At 64.5% G+C, this 15,254-nt stretch carries 15 protein-coding genes and 1 pseudogene; 6 read left to right on the forward strand and 10 right to left on the reverse strand.

The window, feature by feature from the left end:
* Positions 1 to 5: 5 nt before the first annotated feature.
* Positions 6 to 1,259, forward strand: coding sequence for a carbohydrate porin (locus tag DFO63_RS01550; protein WP_049445185.1), 1,254 nt, complete (start codon positions 6 to 8; stop codon positions 1,257 to 1,259).
* Positions 1,260 to 1,301: 42 nt separating this feature from the next.
* Here DFO63_RS01550 and DFO63_RS01555 read toward each other — a convergent pair whose 3' ends face one another.
* Positions 1,302 to 2,231, reverse strand: a complete 930-nt coding sequence (locus DFO63_RS01555; protein WP_049445182.1) for an aromatic alcohol reductase — start codon at positions 2,229 to 2,231, stop codon at positions 1,302 to 1,304.
* 94 nt (positions 2,232 to 2,325) lie between these two features.
* Here DFO63_RS01555 and DFO63_RS01560 point away from each other — a divergent pair, with 94 nt between their 5' ends.
* Both DFO63_RS01560 and DFO63_RS01565 read left to right on the forward strand, forming a co-directional pair.
* Positions 2,326 to 2,742 carry a helix-turn-helix domain-containing protein gene (locus DFO63_RS01560; RefSeq protein WP_259337360.1) on the forward strand — a complete coding sequence of 139 codons (417 nt, stop codon included), beginning with the start codon at positions 2,326 to 2,328 and terminating at the stop codon, positions 2,740 to 2,742.
* Between the two features lie 275 nt (positions 2,743 to 3,017).
* On the forward strand, positions 3,018 to 4,265 hold the full coding sequence (locus DFO63_RS01565; protein WP_049445180.1) for an arsenic transporter: 1,248 nt from the start codon (positions 3,018 to 3,020) through the stop codon (positions 4,263 to 4,265).
* Between the two features lie 172 nt (positions 4,266 to 4,437).
* Here the strand turns inward: DFO63_RS01565 and DFO63_RS01570 are convergent, their stop codons facing one another.
* Together DFO63_RS01570 and DFO63_RS22255 are read right to left on the reverse strand one after the other, a co-directional pair.
* Positions 4,438 to 5,199 carry a DUF72 domain-containing protein gene (locus DFO63_RS01570; protein WP_119006280.1) on the reverse strand — a complete coding sequence of 254 codons (762 nt, stop codon included), beginning with the start codon at positions 5,197 to 5,199 and terminating at the stop codon, positions 4,438 to 4,440.
* A gap of 69 nt (positions 5,200 to 5,268) precedes the next feature.
* Positions 5,269 to 5,589, reverse strand: a complete 321-nt coding sequence (locus DFO63_RS22255) for a hypothetical protein (RefSeq protein WP_235434911.1) — start codon at positions 5,587 to 5,589, stop codon at positions 5,269 to 5,271.
* A gap of 323 nt (positions 5,590 to 5,912) precedes the next feature.
* Here DFO63_RS22255 and DFO63_RS01580 point away from each other — a divergent pair, with 323 nt between their 5' ends.
* Complete coding sequence (locus tag DFO63_RS01580; protein WP_049445174.1) at positions 5,913 to 6,305, forward strand: response regulator; 393 nt, start codon at positions 5,913 to 5,915, stop codon at positions 6,303 to 6,305.
* A 6-nt stretch (positions 6,306 to 6,311) separates the two neighbouring features.
* Here DFO63_RS01580 and DFO63_RS01585 read toward each other — a convergent pair whose 3' ends face one another.
* Together DFO63_RS01585 and DFO63_RS01590 are read right to left on the reverse strand one after the other, a co-directional pair.
* Entirely contained in the window at positions 6,312 to 7,505 is a 1,194-nt protein-coding gene (locus tag DFO63_RS01585; RefSeq protein ID WP_119006281.1) for a hypothetical protein, read from the reverse strand.
* Positions 7,506 to 7,701: 196 nt separating this feature from the next.
* On the reverse strand, positions 7,702 to 8,127 hold the full coding sequence (locus tag DFO63_RS01590) for a GFA family protein (RefSeq protein WP_119006282.1): 426 nt from the start codon (positions 8,125 to 8,127) through the stop codon (positions 7,702 to 7,704).
* 90 nt (positions 8,128 to 8,217) lie between these two features.
* On the opposite strand from DFO63_RS01590, the pseudogene DFO63_RS01595 reads away from it, so the two are divergent.
* Positions 8,218 to 8,571 (forward strand): annotated as a pseudogene (locus tag DFO63_RS01595) (fasciclin domain-containing protein); the annotation flags it as partial.
* Between the two features lie 87 nt (positions 8,572 to 8,658).
* Here DFO63_RS01595 and DFO63_RS01600 read toward each other — a convergent pair.
* From DFO63_RS01600 to DFO63_RS01620, 5 genes are all read right to left on the reverse strand, one after another.
* Positions 8,659 to 10,092 carry a porin gene (locus DFO63_RS01600; RefSeq protein ID WP_101765500.1) on the reverse strand — a complete coding sequence of 478 codons (1,434 nt, stop codon included), beginning with the start codon at positions 10,090 to 10,092 and terminating at the stop codon, positions 8,659 to 8,661.
* A gap of 129 nt (positions 10,093 to 10,221) precedes the next feature.
* Positions 10,222 to 10,998, reverse strand: a complete 777-nt coding sequence (locus DFO63_RS01605) for an ABC transporter permease (protein ID WP_005409726.1) — start codon at positions 10,996 to 10,998, stop codon at positions 10,222 to 10,224.
* Positions 10,982 to 11,815, reverse strand: coding sequence for an ABC transporter ATP-binding protein (locus DFO63_RS01610; protein ID WP_049445162.1), 834 nt, complete (start codon positions 11,813 to 11,815; stop codon positions 10,982 to 10,984). Before DFO63_RS01610 ends, DFO63_RS01605 begins: the two co-directional genes overlap by 17 nt.
* Positions 11,816 to 11,829: 14 nt before the next feature.
* A complete protein-coding gene (locus tag DFO63_RS01615; RefSeq protein ID WP_049445519.1) occupies positions 11,830 to 12,888 on the reverse strand; it encodes an ABC transporter substrate-binding protein in 1,059 nt (352 codons plus the stop codon).
* A gap of 75 nt (positions 12,889 to 12,963) precedes the next feature.
* The gene (locus DFO63_RS01620; RefSeq protein ID WP_119006283.1) at positions 12,964 to 14,085 is read right to left on the reverse strand and encodes a 4-oxalomesaconate tautomerase; all 1,122 of its coding nucleotides are present in this window, start codon (positions 14,083 to 14,085) and stop codon (positions 12,964 to 12,966) included.
* A 109-nt stretch (positions 14,086 to 14,194) separates the two neighbouring features.
* Here DFO63_RS01620 and DFO63_RS01625 point away from each other — a divergent pair, with 109 nt between their 5' ends.
* A complete protein-coding gene (locus DFO63_RS01625; protein ID WP_049445157.1) occupies positions 14,195 to 15,097 on the forward strand; it encodes a LysR family transcriptional regulator in 903 nt (300 codons plus the stop codon).
* The last annotated feature ends 157 nt before the right edge of the window (positions 15,098 to 15,254 follow it).

A 15,254-nucleotide genomic window follows, 5' to 3' on the forward strand; every position in this document is an offset into this window, starting at 1 on the left:
CGCCCATGACCTCTCCTTCCCGCCGCCTGTTGCTGATGGCGACCCTGCCGGCCCTGCTACCCCTGGCCGCCGCCGCCGAGGCGAGCGACGTCCTCACCCCCAAGCTGGCTTACACCGGCGAAGCGGCCGCCACGCTCGACGGCGGCAAGCGCAGCGGAACGGCCTATGCTGGCCAGCTGATGTTCGGCGCCGACGTGGATCTGGACGCGGCGTTTGGCTGGCGGGGCGCGACGATCAAGGCCTACGGCATCAACCGCCATGGCACCAACCTGGCCAACAGCAGCACTGGCAACAGCACCTCGGTGCAGGAAATCTACGGTGGCCAGGGCACGCGCCTGGCCAACCTGACGCTTGAACAGAAACTGCTGAACGACCGATTGGTGGTGGAAGCCGGGCGCAGCGTCGCCAACATCCACCACCTTGGTTCGGAGCTCTGCCAGTACTTCCAGGGCAACTCGGCCTGCGGCAACCCGACCTACGTGTTTCGTACCAGCAATTTCACCTGGTGGCCGGTATCGAGCTGGATGGCCGATGCCACGGCCTGGGTGACGCCCGATGTCTATGTGCGCGTCGGCGCGTACCAGGTCGATCCCAGCCAGGCGGAGGATGGCCAGCACGGCCTGAAGTGGAATACGAACCAGGCCACGGGCTGGATCGTGCCCTACACGATCGGCTGGCGCAGCCCTGCTTCGGCACGACTGAAAGCCCGCTACGAAATCGGTGGCTGGCAGGACAACTCGACCTATCTCGATCCACTACGCGATGCCAACGGCATTCCGGCACTTCTCAGTGGCCAGGACCATGCGACCCGTCGTGGCCGCTCCGGCGCGTTCGCCCGCTTCGAACAGCAACTCACCGGTGATGGTGCCGGACGCGGCCTGACCCTGTTCGGTGCGGTGCTCAAGGGCACCTCTGGCCAGTTGATCGAGGATCATTTCCTGCAGGCCGGCCTGGTGCAGAAGGGCACGTTCGCCCGCCGGCCGCAGGACAGCATCGCTTTTGTGGTGACCCAGCAGAAGTACAGCAGCATCGCGCTGGAGAACCTTCGCCTGGCCCGTGCGGCAGCCGGCGGCAGCGGCACGCCGCACGGAAGCCAGGTGATGATGGAGCTGAGCTATGGCATCCAGGTCACACCGCAACTTCGGATTGCGCCGAACCTGCACTACATCGTGCATCCCGACCAGTTCAATGAACCCGCACGCCAGCGTGACCTGCCGAATGCGCTGATTGCAGGCATGCGGATCGATTGGAGTCTGTAGGAGAGTCACAGGTCCTCAGCGCGATGACCGCTGGATGGTTCATCAGGCCTCTATATTGGCCTTCAGCCAGTCGTTCACACCCGCCAGTTTCACGCCAACGTTGGCATTGAACGTTCCATCCATGCCCCAGGACACGCCCCTGCCCTGGGCGAAGGCGGCGCGGTACTTCTTGATCATGTTCGTCGGATCATCGGCCAACTCCTTCATCAACTGAGGAACCCCCCAGACGGCAAGCTCGAAGTGGGCGCCGAAATAGCCTTCCAGGATGGCAGGCAGTTCCTCATAGCGGACCGTGTCTCCCGCCAGATAGACGATCTCGTTCCGAAGTGGGGGCAAGTGGAAGACGATCTGTGCAGTCATCGCTCCAATGTCCTCAGGTGTCGTCAGCGTGACCGCATTGGAGGCTGTACCCAGTGCATTGACCCTTCTGCCGGGAAGATCGATGACCCCGAACTCCGGCTCGAAGAGGTAGCTGGTGAACATGCCGGTGGAAATGACGACCCAGTCCATTGCGGACTGCGAGCGCAGATAGTCGCGTACGTCGAGCTGGGCATCGAACAGATCCTGCGGTCCACCGCGTCCAATGGCGTCAAAGTCGACCCCGAACTGCCAAGGGAAGTACCTGCCGATACCTGACTTCACGGCGGCGCGCGCTACCTTCATGGGTGTGTCGCGGCCAGCGGCGTAGCCGGTGCAACCGATCACGGTGTCATACCTGGAGAAGAGCACGGCCAGTTGGTCGATCGTGGAAGCCACCAGGTCGCCTGGCTCGATGGTCACTCCCAAAGAGCGTATTTCATCAATTACAGCGCGCTTCTCCGGAAGCACGGATTCTATCGAGGCTTCTCTCAGCATCACGCTGATGCGTGCATCATGCATCCCAGCCAATCGTGCAAGGTTGCGAATGACGGGCATTCCGAGCTCGCCGGCACCCAGCACCAGGATCGAGCGGGAATCATTCGGGGAAGACATTCAAACCACCATGTGTGTGTACGATGGCGGCGATTCTGCTCCCTCCCATATCGCCACGTAAGAAGGCACACCGATGATACCGATCGCACCGTTCATGAGCTCCGAAGCGCTTCTGCGGCATTCACAAGCGATATGCGACGGCATGAGCGCGGACGATGATGGCCTGCGCCGTGAGGTTCTTGCGCATGCAGGCAGCCGCTGGTCCCTGGGAATCATTCATGCCTTGGGTGTTTACGGAACACTGCGTCACGCCGATGTGGCGCGGCGCATGAAGGGAATCACCCAGCGCATGCTGACACGTACCCTCAGACAGCTGGAAAGGGACGGGCTGATCCACAGGCAGGACTTTCGCGAGGTGCCGCCCCGCGTGGAGTACAGCATCACTCCGTTGGGCAAGGAGCTGCTGGTTCTGATGATCCCGATGTGGACCTGGGTCGTGGGGCACGCTGAGGAATTCCGATGCTGTCGGGAGCGTTTCGATGACGACCATCGCAATGTGTCCTCTGACTGACCCGACCTACGGGAAGTCGAAAAATGCGCGGTAGAACGGGAAGCAACGGGAGGTGTCGCTTGACCGTAACATGGAAGGCGCAACCCGCCGCTGTGCATGCCCTGGCACGACCGTCACGGAACGCGCCGCGCCCTGGCATTCGCTGGGCAGCCAGCACGGTATGATGCCGCAACCCCGGCACCTGCACTGTTCGCAGCGGGTGCCAGCACGCTGACCGCACTCGCCGCAGAGCCGGCGAGGGGCGCGATGGACGGCACCACGCACATCCCTACCCCATGCTCGCTTCCCATTCTTCCCTGATCATCTGGACGGCGGTGGCCGTCGCCACCGTCGGCCTGCTGATCCGTCCGTTCCGCATCCCGGAGTACGTATGGGCGCTCGGCGCGGCGGCATTGCTTCCGCTCAGTGGCACGATGTCATTCGGCACTGCCTGGCACGCGGTGACCGAGGGGCGGGATGTCTATTTGTTCCTGGTCGGCATGATGGCGCTGGCCGAGCTGGCCCGGCGCGAAGGCCTGTTCGACTGGCTGGCGCTGTATGCAGTCCGGCATGCGCGAGGCTCAGGGCGGCGCCTGTTCGACCTGGTGTTTCTGGTCGGCACGCTGGTGACGGTGTTTCTTTCCAACGATGCAACGGCCGTGGTGCTGACGCCGGCGGTCTACGCTGCCTGCAAGGCGGCCCGCGCCAATCCCCTGCCCTATCTCTTCGTCTGCGCATTCATCGCCAATGCGGCCAGCTTCGTGCTGCCCATCTCCAACCCGGCCAACCTGGTGGTGTACGGCCAGCACATGCCGCCGCTGCTGCAGTGGCTGGCACAGTTCGCGCTGCCCTCGCTGGCTGCGATCGGCGCCACCTATCTGGTGCTGCGCTGGGTGCACCGGCGCGAGATCGCGCAGCCGCTGGTCGCTGCGCCGGAGCATCGCCCGCTGACCGAGGGCGGCCGACTGAGCGCGCTGGGCGTGCTGTTCACTGGCAGCGTACTGCTGGTGACGTCCGCGCTGAACGGACCCCTGGGCCTGGCCACCTTCTGCGCCGGCGCGCTGAGCGTGGCGGTGGTGGTGATACGCCAGCGTTGTAGTCCGCTGCCGCTGCTGCGGCATGTCTCCTGGGGCGTGTTGCCGCTGGTGGCCGGACTGTTCGTGCTGGTGGAAGCAGTGGCCCAGACCGGCGTCATCCAGAGTGCGGCCGGCGCGCTGCAGGCGCTGGCGAAGGCGTCGCCGCACCAGGCCAGCTGGCTGGCTGGAGGCGTGGCTGCGTTGCTCAGCAACATCGCCAACAATCTGCCGGTGGGCCTGGCGGCCGGTTCGCTGGGCCAGATGGCTGAACTGCCTGCACAGACCCGCGCCGCGCTGCTGATCGGCGTGGACCTGGGGCCCAACCTGTCGGTGACCGGCTCGTTGGCCACGATGCTGTGGCTGGTGGCGTTGCGTCGCGAAGGCGAGCATGTGAGCGCGCTCGGCTTCATGCGTATCGGCGCGCTGGTGATGCCACCTGCGTTGATCGCGGCGCTGCTGTTGCTGTGACCAGAATGCCGGCCGCGCCTGGTCCTGGAAGGCCAGCTGACGGTAGGCACGGCGTGTCTTTCACCAGATTGTTGAAATGCCCCGCGATGGTCCAATTGCGCACCGTTCCGCTGATCCCCGCGGAATTCATAGAAGGGCTCGCAGCCCCGCGCAGCAGGACGATGGGGGGGGCTCAGGCCTGCAGGCCCTGCTGCAGCAGGGCCTGCAGGCGCAGGGCGTTGCGGGCGGCGTGCCCCAGCGCGGTGTTGTCCAGCACGAACCAGACTGATCGTCGCGCATCCGATTCGAGCTGCAGCTCCCGGGCCAGGCCTGCCAGGACCTGTTCACTGTAGGCGCTGCGATAGATCTGCGGCTGCCCGTGCCAGCGCCAATAGCTCCACGTGCGGTCTCCGCCTGGAATCGCAGCGCCCGGCACCCGCGCTGGATCCGCCGCAACCCGTGCGACACGATGGGCGTTCAGCAGAGCATCCACTTCCGTAGTGAACCAACTGGGATGGCGTGGCTCACAGGCCACATCGAGCTCGCTACGTGCACGCAGGCCCTGCAGAAAGCGCTCCGTCGTCGCCCGGTCGTATGCCAGGCTGGGGGGCAACTGGAGCAACAGCGGCCCAAGCTTCTTGCCCAGCGCCCGCACGCCAGCGAGGAACTGCTCCAGCGGCTGCATTGCATCGCGAAGCCGTTGTTCATGGCTGATCGAGCGCGGCATCTTCACTGCAAAACGGAAGTATTCTGGCACGCTTGCAGCCCACCGTTCGTACGTGCCGGCCACGTGCAGGCGATAGAACGAGGAGTTGATCTCGACCATGGGCAGGCGGGTGGCGTAGCGCTGAAGCACGCTGTCACCCTCCCCGAAGTCCACCTGCTCCGACCGGGACAGCGACCAGCCGGCGCAACCGATGCGTATCGGCCAAGGTGGGCCCGCAGCGCCAGGCACCTGCCGACCGTATCCTCCGCCTGCCACTGCCCTGCTCATTGAGGCGCACCGGTTGCGCATGTCGATGCGTTACGCACAGAGCCCGTCCATTGGGAGGTCGCGACCTTCCCGGGAAGCCGCTGCGTCGACCCGCTGCACATCCACCGCCGCAGGGCGCTGCATCCGGCCTCGGCCTGGATCGATCGCGAAGCTGGAACTACCGGCCATCCGCGGCTGTGAACAGACCGTGCTGGCCACTGTTTCAAGGCCCAGGAGGCACCGCATCACCCGGTGCTGCGCCCGGTGCAGGCCGACCTCAACCCCCACGACATAGACAAAACGGCCATCGAACTTGACCTGCACGCCATCCAGCATCTCATCAGAGTGCAACGCCCGCTTCAGCGACTTCATCCACGCGCGTTCAGGCGTGCGATCCAGCTCTACCACGACGGCGGCCCCACCACAGTCCAGGGGCATGCATTCGACACGGAGCACACGCGGTAAAGCAGGATCGGTTCCAGGTCGATGCATGACAGAAGCTCCAGTGCCGAAGATGGCGGCAGTATCCATGCTCCCCGCCAAAATGCCGTCAAGAAATCCCGGGCGCTCTCCACGATCCATCGACAGCGTTGACGGCACGTCAGTGGCTTCGCGCCGGGCTGACGCTCCGCACTCACGGCATTGATGCGGCACGGCACACACTGCAGCTCCCGAGGCAACACAGGCATGCGCGCATGCAACGCGATATGAGCCAGCGCAGATGCAACCTGCTGCTGGTGGAGGACCAATTCGACCTTGCCGCCCTCATGGAGCGCGCGCTCGAAGACGAAGGTGGCCAGGTAACCCACGCCTACAGCGTGTTTGATGCGATGGCCCTACTGGAAAGACAATCGTTCGATGGCGCCGTGCTGGATGTGGAGCTTCGCGATGGCGTTGTCTTTCCGGTTGCCGATCGCTTGGCCGAACTCGGCATCCCTTATCTCTTCGTTTCTGCGGTGTATGACCAGCTGGTGCCGCAGCGCCACCGGCGCGCGGCTTTCGTAGCCAAGCCGTTTCACATCGACCAGTTGCAACGAGCGGTTAAACGGGCGATAGAAGGCGTTTGCCCTTCTTCGACCGGACACTGACTGGAATCAAGCGCGGATGTATCGAGAGAAGTACGCGCCGAACTGACGGGCCTTTGCCGGGGGGAGCTCGCTGGAAATGGTGTCGAAGACCCTGTCAACCTCGTCCTTGCGACCGACCGCTCCGCATTCGCGCGCACTTTCCAGCAGCGCTCGTTGTCGCACGGTAAGGTTTCCGAAGGGGTCAAAGTAGGAGTCGACGCGGTCGTGGTCCTGCACCCCCGTCCAACTGAATCGCGCGTCTTCGGCGGAAGCTGCAATATGTTGATACCGCAGGATGGCTTCTTCAGGGCTGATACGCTTGCGAAGCAGATCCAGTCGCGTCCGATACAATTCGGTTTCAGCACGCGGTGCGGAACCGACCAGCCCAGACACCGATTCCTCCACGAATGCGTAGTCAATATTGCCGGTTTCTGCCTGCACGCCCAGAAGATTGAAGCTGGCAATTGCATGCCGATAGGCATTGCTGTTCGCCTTCGTTTCCTGTGTCTTTGTTGGCCTGCCTATCGCGCTGGGTTGTACGATTTCAATGCTGGCGTCGTCCGAGAGAATGGCCTCGATATCGCGCTTGTGAAACTCGCCTACAACCAGGACAACGGTCTCCCCGGCGTACGCCCTGGCTGCCGCAACCAGGCGCTTGGCCTGCAGGTAGGTGCGATAAAGGTACAGCCGTCGTGGGAGGTCGTCTCCAGCCCGCTTTGCGGCAGTGGTTGCCCACTCGTGGATGTTGGAAAGATTGGATGGAGTATCTGCATGGAAGATGTCCCTGGTCAGCTGGGCTGGCTTCGGGAACACGAGGAAGGCCTGGAATCCCTTGTCAGGGCGCACTTCCGGAATGGATTCCAGGTCCAGGCCAAATCCCAGTCTGGCGTCTTCTACTGGCGGCGCCCAGTCCACAGGACACAAGGCTATGCCCCTCGCGCGCGCGAAAGGCACGATTACATCCTGGATCTCGTAAGTGAACTCGTAATAGCTGTGCCGGGCAAAAGCTTCCGGCGATCGCTCGACACAGATGGCGGCGGGCTTCGTACGATCCAGAAAGGCAGCCAGTGTTGCTGGGCTGTCATTGGGCGAAACCAGCTGGGCCGCATGATCGACCCCCAACACGATTACACGCGTCGGCGGTGCTTCGGCTGCGTTGGGGACAGCGAGTGCTCGCAATGGCAAGCAGATGAGAATGGCGCCGAGAACCCATGCGTTCATTCGCAGGTTCCTGTAGGGAGTGTGCTGATGATGCTAGGGCGACTCAACCAGCGGCACCTGTGCCGTTGGTTGTAGGCAGCCACAATCGGCCGCAACAGCGCGGACTGAGCCGCTTAACGTCCTGGACCCGCCGACGTCGGCAGGCGCCTACGGATAGTCGTGCTGGGCGGAGTCAGGCACTTCTGCACCTGCTCAGTCATTCCGGTGAGTAGAGCGCGCCATCCCAGCCGTCAAGGTACTTCGGCAGCTCATCCAGAACATCAACCACCCGCTGGCGATAGTACAGGTGCATTGTGGGAGCCCACCTGGAATGGGAACCCTCTTCGCCGACGCGGTGCAGCATCGCATTGGGAACTACATGCATGCCCAGCCGATTGGTACCCAACACAACCTCACCGCAAGTGGCACAGAACGCCTTCTTCAACTGCTTTTCGGGATGACTGAACGTCCGCACTTCAGAGGCTTCCATCTGAACGGAGGCGGGGTCCCATGCCGTTGCGGAGAACATCGCCACACCGTAGAAGTCCCTGCAGGATGCGCAGTGGCAGTTGGCGCGCGCTACCGGTTGCCCGTGCAGATCAATGACAACCTTCCCGCATAGACACGCTACTCGAATCGACATGATGGGCCAGCAAGGAGTGGACGACTCCGGATTGTACTGTTCCGACCAGGCGAAGTACCGGCATCGGCATGCCGAACAGCGCCATCCAACGGAGCGGGACCCTTCACCGTATTCGCCCCCACCAATGCAGCCTTCAACAAGCTTTCCCCGGGCACGGTTGACACCCTTGTAAAGCCGGAAAACAAGGCGCAGCTGACCAGGATCCTGACCTATCACGTGGTCCCGGGCAACTTCAGCTCGGCGCAACTCATCGCAGACGCCAGGAAGCACGGCGGAAAGGCCACCCTGAAGACGGTCCAGGGCGAACCGCTTACCGTGACGCTTCATGACGGCAAGCTGTGGGTTGTGGATGCCAAGGGCGGCAAGGCCGGGATCAGCATCGCCGATGTTGGTCAGTCCAACGGCGTTATCCACGTCATCGACACCGTGCTGATGCCGAAGTAGCCGTGTCCGGCGCGGGACATCACAACACTGCCCCGCGTCGGAGTCTGGGCCACCCGGAGAACGCCGAACGACGGCTACCCCAGGCGGCTAGAAGGCCACCTGCAGGCGGGTATTGAAGGTGGTGCCTTCGTCCCTACCCTCTCCGGCGCCGTTGCGGTTGCGCGCCTGCCAGCGGACCGCCTCGAACATCACCCGGCTGAAGTCGTTGAGGTACCAGTTCGCCCCCAGCGTCCACGCGTAGCCAGTACTGCCACTGGGCAGCTCGGCGTAGTCCACGTCCTCGTAGCGGCCCTTCAGCTCCCATGCGCCGCCGCCGCCGCGCGTCACTGGATCGGCGACCTTCACCTTCCCCCAGGTACCCGTCTTGCCCGCGTAGGACGGTTGCGCGCCCGCCAGGAACCAGCCGGCCGAGATCGCCCACGCTTCGTGATCGCGGTCATAGCGACCGCTGGCATCGCTGCCCCGCAGGCTGCGCGTACCCCATTCGCCAGTGGCCCATGCAGGGCCGAAGAAGCCCGCCAGTTCCACGCCGTAGGCGGTGCTGCGCTCGGCGCCCAGGAGCGTGCCTGGCGTGATCTTGACCAGATCGTTGAAATGCCCCGCAATGGCCGAACTGCGCACCACGCCGTTGGCCCCAGCGGGGATCTTCTCGTGGAAGGCCCATGCGCCCAGATGCACTGTAGCGCCCGAGGTGTCCAGCGGATTCCAATGGACGCGCGTGGCCCAGGTCTGGCTGTCGTTGTCGGTGCCCGCGTTGTTGAGATCGTTGCCGGCCACCGACAGGCTGGCATGCCAGCCCTTTCCATACACTCGCTCGGTGAGCCCGACACCAAACAGGCCGCGCTGCGGCAGCAGCAGCGTGCCGACCACGTTGCGTTCCTGGAACGGCGTGTTGGAGGTGCTGCTTGAGCCATCGATACCGCGATCGTTCAAGCGGTTGCCGACCGTGAGGTCGGCTGGCACGCCGAACAGCGTGTGGTCCAGCGTGGCATAGACCGACTTCCACGCCACCGCGTTGTCGGCGAAGTCGCCCTCCACCACCCAGCCCAGGGTGCCGTAGCGCCCCTCGGCCCCGAGGCGCACCGAACGGATTTCGGTACCCGAAACGTTGCGGCCGGCGACCGCCGAACCGTCGGTGCTGGAGGCATCGACGAACAGGCGGCCGCGGGGACGGAACACCGTAGTGCCGTCGGCACTGCTGAACTCCGGTGCACCTTTGACCCAGGAGACCTTCGGCAGCTTGGAATGACTGGACTCCAGTGCGGCCACCCGCGTCTCCAGTGCAGGCGCGGGCGGCGTGGGCGGTGCGGCCGCACTGCCCTGCCCGCCCTCCACGGCGCGGAGGCGGGCTTCCAGCTGCTGGATCTGCAGCGCCTGCTGCTGCACCAGGCGTGACAGCTCGGCCTGGCTCAGCGGCGCGGGAAGCGAGGACGTGGATTGTGCGTCGGCATGGCCGCTGGCCAACAGCAGGCCGAGCGCGACCGACAGCGCTGCCATCGGCAGCACGGTGGGAGGGTTCATGGGCTCTCTCCGGCCAGCCGGCCCCCTGGCCTGGCGCTGGCCCGTTGCGGTGGTGCGGGGGAAGATCAGGAGGATGCGGCGCCGCCGGGTCGGCCCGGCGGCGCGTCAGGCGGGCTCAGCCCAACCCGGTCAGCTGGTGGCCTGTGCCTGGGCGTTGGGGCGCCATGTGATCAGCTTGTTCTCGACCACGTCCAGCAGGGCGTCGATGACCAGCACGAAGGCGGCCAGGATGATGATGCCGGCGAATACACCCACAGCGTTGAAGTTGCCTTCTGCCTGCGCGATCAGGTAGCCCAGGCCCGCCGAGGCGCCGAGGTACTCACCGATGATCGCGCCGACCACCGCGAAGCCGACCGAGGTACGCAGCGACGAAAGGATCCAGCTCGCCGCTGCCGGGAAGTAGACGTGGCGCAGCAGGTCGCTACGGCTCGCCCCCAGGATGCGGGCATTGGCCAGCACCACCGGGTTTACCTCACGCACGCCCTGCATGGCGTTGAAGAACGTGGTGAAGAACACCAGCGTGACCGCCAGCGCCACCTTCGACCACAGCCCCAGGCCCAGCCACAGCACGAAGATCGGCGCCAGCACCACGCGCGGAATCGCGTTGAAGCCCTTGATGAAGGGATCCAGGATGCGCGCCGAGCGTCGGCTCAGGCCCAACCACACGCCGCCAGCCACACCCAGGCCAGTGCCGATGATGTAGCCCAGCGCGGTTTCGGTCAGCGTGATGTACACGTGCTGGTAGAACGAGGTATCCGACAGCCAGGTCCAGGCCTGCTGCACGATCGCTGTCGGCGACGGGAAGAAGAACGGGTCGATCACGCCCAGCGCGATGCCGCCTTCCCAGCCACCGAACACGGCGACCACCAGGGCCAGCTGGATGAACTTGTCAGTCTTGGCGTGCATAGCTCTTCTCCACTTCGCCGCGCAGGCAGGCCCAGATATCGCGGTACAGGTCGGTGAAACGGTCATCCAGCTTGATTTCGGCCACATTGCGCGGCCGTTCCAGATCCACATCGAAACTGCGCACGACCCGGCTGGCCGGGCCGGAGGACAGTACGACCACGCGGTCACCGAGGGCGATCGCTTCTTCAAGGTCGTGGGTGATCAGGATCACCGAGCGCCGGTCTTCCTGCCACAACCGCAGCAGTTCGTTCTGCATGAGGTGGCGGGTATGGATGTCCAGCGCCGAGAACGGCTCATCCATGAGGATCACCTTCGGCTCAACGATCAGCGCCTGCGCCATCTGCACGCGCTTGCGCTGGCCACCGGACAACTGGTGCGGATAGCGATGCTCGAAGCCCGCCAGGCCGACCTTGGCCAGCCACGCATTGGCCTTGGCCTTGCGCTCTGCTTCGGGCACGCCACGGAAGCGCAGGCCGAGCTCGACGTTCTGGAATGCGGTCTTCCACGGTAGCAGTGCATCCTGCTGGAACAGGTAACCCACCGATTCCTGCACGCCGCTGACCGTACGGCCGTCGATCTTGACCTGTCCAGAAGACGGCTTCAGCAGGCCCGCCACGGAATTGAGGATGGTGCTCTTGCCACAGCCTGTAGGGCCGACGATGGCGAGGAACTCGCCGTCACCCACCTGGATGTCGACATCGCGTACGGCGGTGAATTCGCCGAAGGACATGGTCACCTTGTCGATGGCGACCATGGTCTGTGCAGGCTCCAGCTGCGGTGCGCCATTGAGCTGGCGCACGGTGGCATTGAGGGCCATGGGGTTACCTCCGCTTACGGTTGGGCAGCCGGCGTCGCAGCGTTGGCACGCTCGACGAAGGCATTGGTGTAGGTCCTGGACAGATCGATGTTGGCCTTGGCCACATCCGTGTTGAACTCGCGCAGCACCTTCAACGGCGTTTCCAGGTCGGCCGGCGTGAAGTGACCGTCGCGGGTGAAGATGGCGCGGGCGTTCTCCACTGCGCGCGCATAAGTGGCACGGTCGCCAGAGACGTAGCTGTCCGGCAGCGCCGCCACGATCTCTTCGGCACTGTTGTCGGCGATGAACTTCAAGGCCATCTGCTCGGCGCGGGCGATCTTCTCGGCCGCTTCGGGACGCTTTTCCAGGAAGCTCTGGTTGGCATACATCACCGAGGTCGGGTACAGGCCGCCATAGACCTGGCGGGCGCCGTCGTCGCTGCGCGCGTCGAGCAGGATCCTGCCGACCTTGCGTTCGGTGATCAGGGTGGCGGCCGGGTCGTAGTTGACCAGCAGGTCGATCTTGCCCTGCTCGAGCGCGGCCACCGCTGCGGCGCCCGAGCCGACGCCGATCAGCGAGATGCTGTCGACCGGAATAGCGTGTTGTGCGAGGAAGTGACGGACGAAGAAGTCGGACGAGGAGCCCGGCGCGGTGATGCCCACCTTCTGGCCTTTGATGGTCTCCGGGCGTGCTGGATCGAAGGTGGCGTCCTCGCGCCCCGCCATCACCAGGCCGGAGTTGCGCGAGAGCAGCACGAAGGCAACCACGTCCTTGCCTTTGGCCTGCATCTGGATGGTGTGGTCGTAGAAGCCCACCGCCACGTCGGTGGAGTTGGCCACCAGTGCCTGCAGCACCTTGGAGCCACCCTGGGCGAAGTTCTCGGTCTTCACGTCGAGGCCGACGTCCTTGAAATAGCCCTTGGCGTCGGCAATGAAGAACGGCAGGTTGTTGAGGTTGTAGGAGCCGACGCTGATGCGCACCGGTGCGGTGTCAGCGCTGCCTGTGGCCGTACCTTCGGCGCGGCCGCTGTTGCTGCACCCGGCCGCGGCCAGGCCGGCCGCGCACAGCGCGGCCATCAGGAACTGCTTGTACATCATCCCTCCCAGGAGTGAAGCATCTACGTTGTGGTGGCGGGCAGGCACGCCTGTGCCGACCCGGCCGGTTTCAGATCATGCCGCTGACGTCCATTGGCGGTCTTGGGTGGTACTGGCCCGGGCAGGCGCGGGCGAGGTTGCATATACCCGGCCGTCGAACAGGCGGCGCGCGGTGCGGACCACGCTGGCAATCACCGGCGCATCGCCCGAACTGCGACTGAGGCCCACCTCCAGGGCCCCGCTCGGATGTTCGAGGGTAATGCGGCCGGGAACGGACAGGCATCCGACCAAAGTGTGGGCCAGCGTGCCCGGCGTGACGGCGGCGGTGGCCAGGCCGACGGCGCCGGTGATCGCCAGTGCGGTGTGGCATTGGTGCGGCATGAAGTAGCGCACCTGCAGATCGCCGCCGTGTTGCGGCGCCGACAGCAGCACCGGCTTGGGGATAACCTTGTTGCCGGCGTCGGCGATGCCCATGCGGGCGCCCGCCTCGATGCGCAGCGCTTCCAGCCGGCGCATGAACGCGGCGTCCGCGTTCAGTTCGGCGGGCGAGGCATCCCCGTGCACGCCCAGGTCTTCGGCACGCACCAGCATCATCGGCATGGCACAGTCCACCAGGCTGACCGGCACGCCATTGATGGTTTCCTGCGCGTGGCCACTGGGCAGCAGCTTGCCGGTGCGGGCACCTGCGGCATCAAGGAAGGAGAGCCTGACCGGCGCGGCCGAGCCCGGCGCGCCGGCAATGCGCGTATCACCGCGGTAGACCACATGGCCGCCCGGCGTTTCCACCGTGGCGATGATCAGCTTGCCGGTGTTGACGTTGTGGATGCGCACTTCAGTCTGCGGATCCTGCGCCTGCACCAGCCCACGCTCGATGGCATACGGGCCCACGGCCGCCAGCATGTTGCCGCAGTTGGGCGAGGTATCCACCACCTGCTGCTCCACCCGTACTTGGGCGAACAGGTAATCCACGTCGGCGTCCGCCCTGCTCGAACGGTCGATGATCGCCACCTTGCTGGTCAGCGCGTTGCCACCGCCGATGCCGTCGATCTGCAGCGGATGGCCCGAGCCCATCACTTCCAGCAGCAGGCGATCGCGTTCAGCGATGTCCAAAGGAAGGTCGCTGGCCAGGAAGAACGGGCCTTTGGAGGTGCCACCGCGCATGAGTACGCAGGGAATGCTGAGCAGATCGTTGGACATACGTGTGCTAGATTGATGCGTATAGGAGATGAATGACCCCTCTGTGATTCGATACTGGCATGGCCTCAATTGATCTGTGAATTGCTGATTTTTGGATGATTGATACCCAATGAGCATCAATTGCGAAATCCTGGATCTACGCGCCTTCCTGCTGGTCTCGGAGACGCGCAGCTTCCATCGCGCCGCGGAAATCCTGCACGTCTCCCAGCCGGCGCTCAGCCGACGGATACAGAAACTGGAGCAGGCCGTGGGTTCGCCATTGCTGGAGCGCACCACGCGCAGCGTCAGCACCACCGCTGTCGGCGAGAACCTGCTGCCATTGGTGCGCCGCATGCTGGAGGAATTCGATGGCTCGCTTTTCTCACTGCGCGGCCGGGAGGACACCCGCGGCGCCACCGTCACCATCGCGTGCCTGCCGACGGCGGCGTTCTATTTCCTGCCCAGCGTGATGGCGCGTTTCCACGAAGCGCACCCGAACGTGCGCTTCCGCATCCTGGATATCCCGGCCACGGAGGGTCTGCAGGCAGTGGAGCGTGGCGAAGTCGAGTTCGGCATCAACTTCATGGGCGCCAACGATCCGAATCTCGATTTCGACGTGCTGGCCGAGGACCCCTTCGTCCTCGCCTGCCGGCGCGATCATCCGCTGGCCCGCAAGCGCAAAGTGGAATGGGCTGATCTGGCCGAGCACCAGCTGATCACCGTGCATCGCACCAGCGGCAACCGCACGCTGCTGGACGGCGCGCTAGCGCGCGAGAACCTCAAACTGAGCTGGCACTACGAAGTGACGCACCTGTCGACGTCACTGGGCATGGTCGAGGCTGGTATCGGCGTGTCGGTGCTACCGAAGATGGCCACGCCGGACGGGGATCACCCCACCCTGGTGACACGCGCGATCGGCAACCCGGTAGTGTCGCGCACGATCGGCATCGTCCGCCGACGGGGCGCCCTGCTCTCGCCCACGGCCGAGCGATTTCTTCAGATGCTGATGAGCCAGTGGCGCGGGGAGGTATGAGCAAGCGCGCGTCTCACGCACCTGTGCTGTCCGAACCCCAGCCAAGCATGTCTCGGCAGAGGCGCGCGACGTCAATGCCATCGCGGCGCTTCAGTCTGCGTATCCGAAGATGTCGAGGGTGAGCAGGTCCTGCCCGTTCTCGACCGGATACTTGTTC

This window comes from Stenotrophomonas sp. AG209 (assembly GCF_003550055.1).
In the GTDB taxonomy this organism is placed as follows: domain Bacteria; phylum Pseudomonadota; class Gammaproteobacteria; order Xanthomonadales; family Xanthomonadaceae; genus Stenotrophomonas.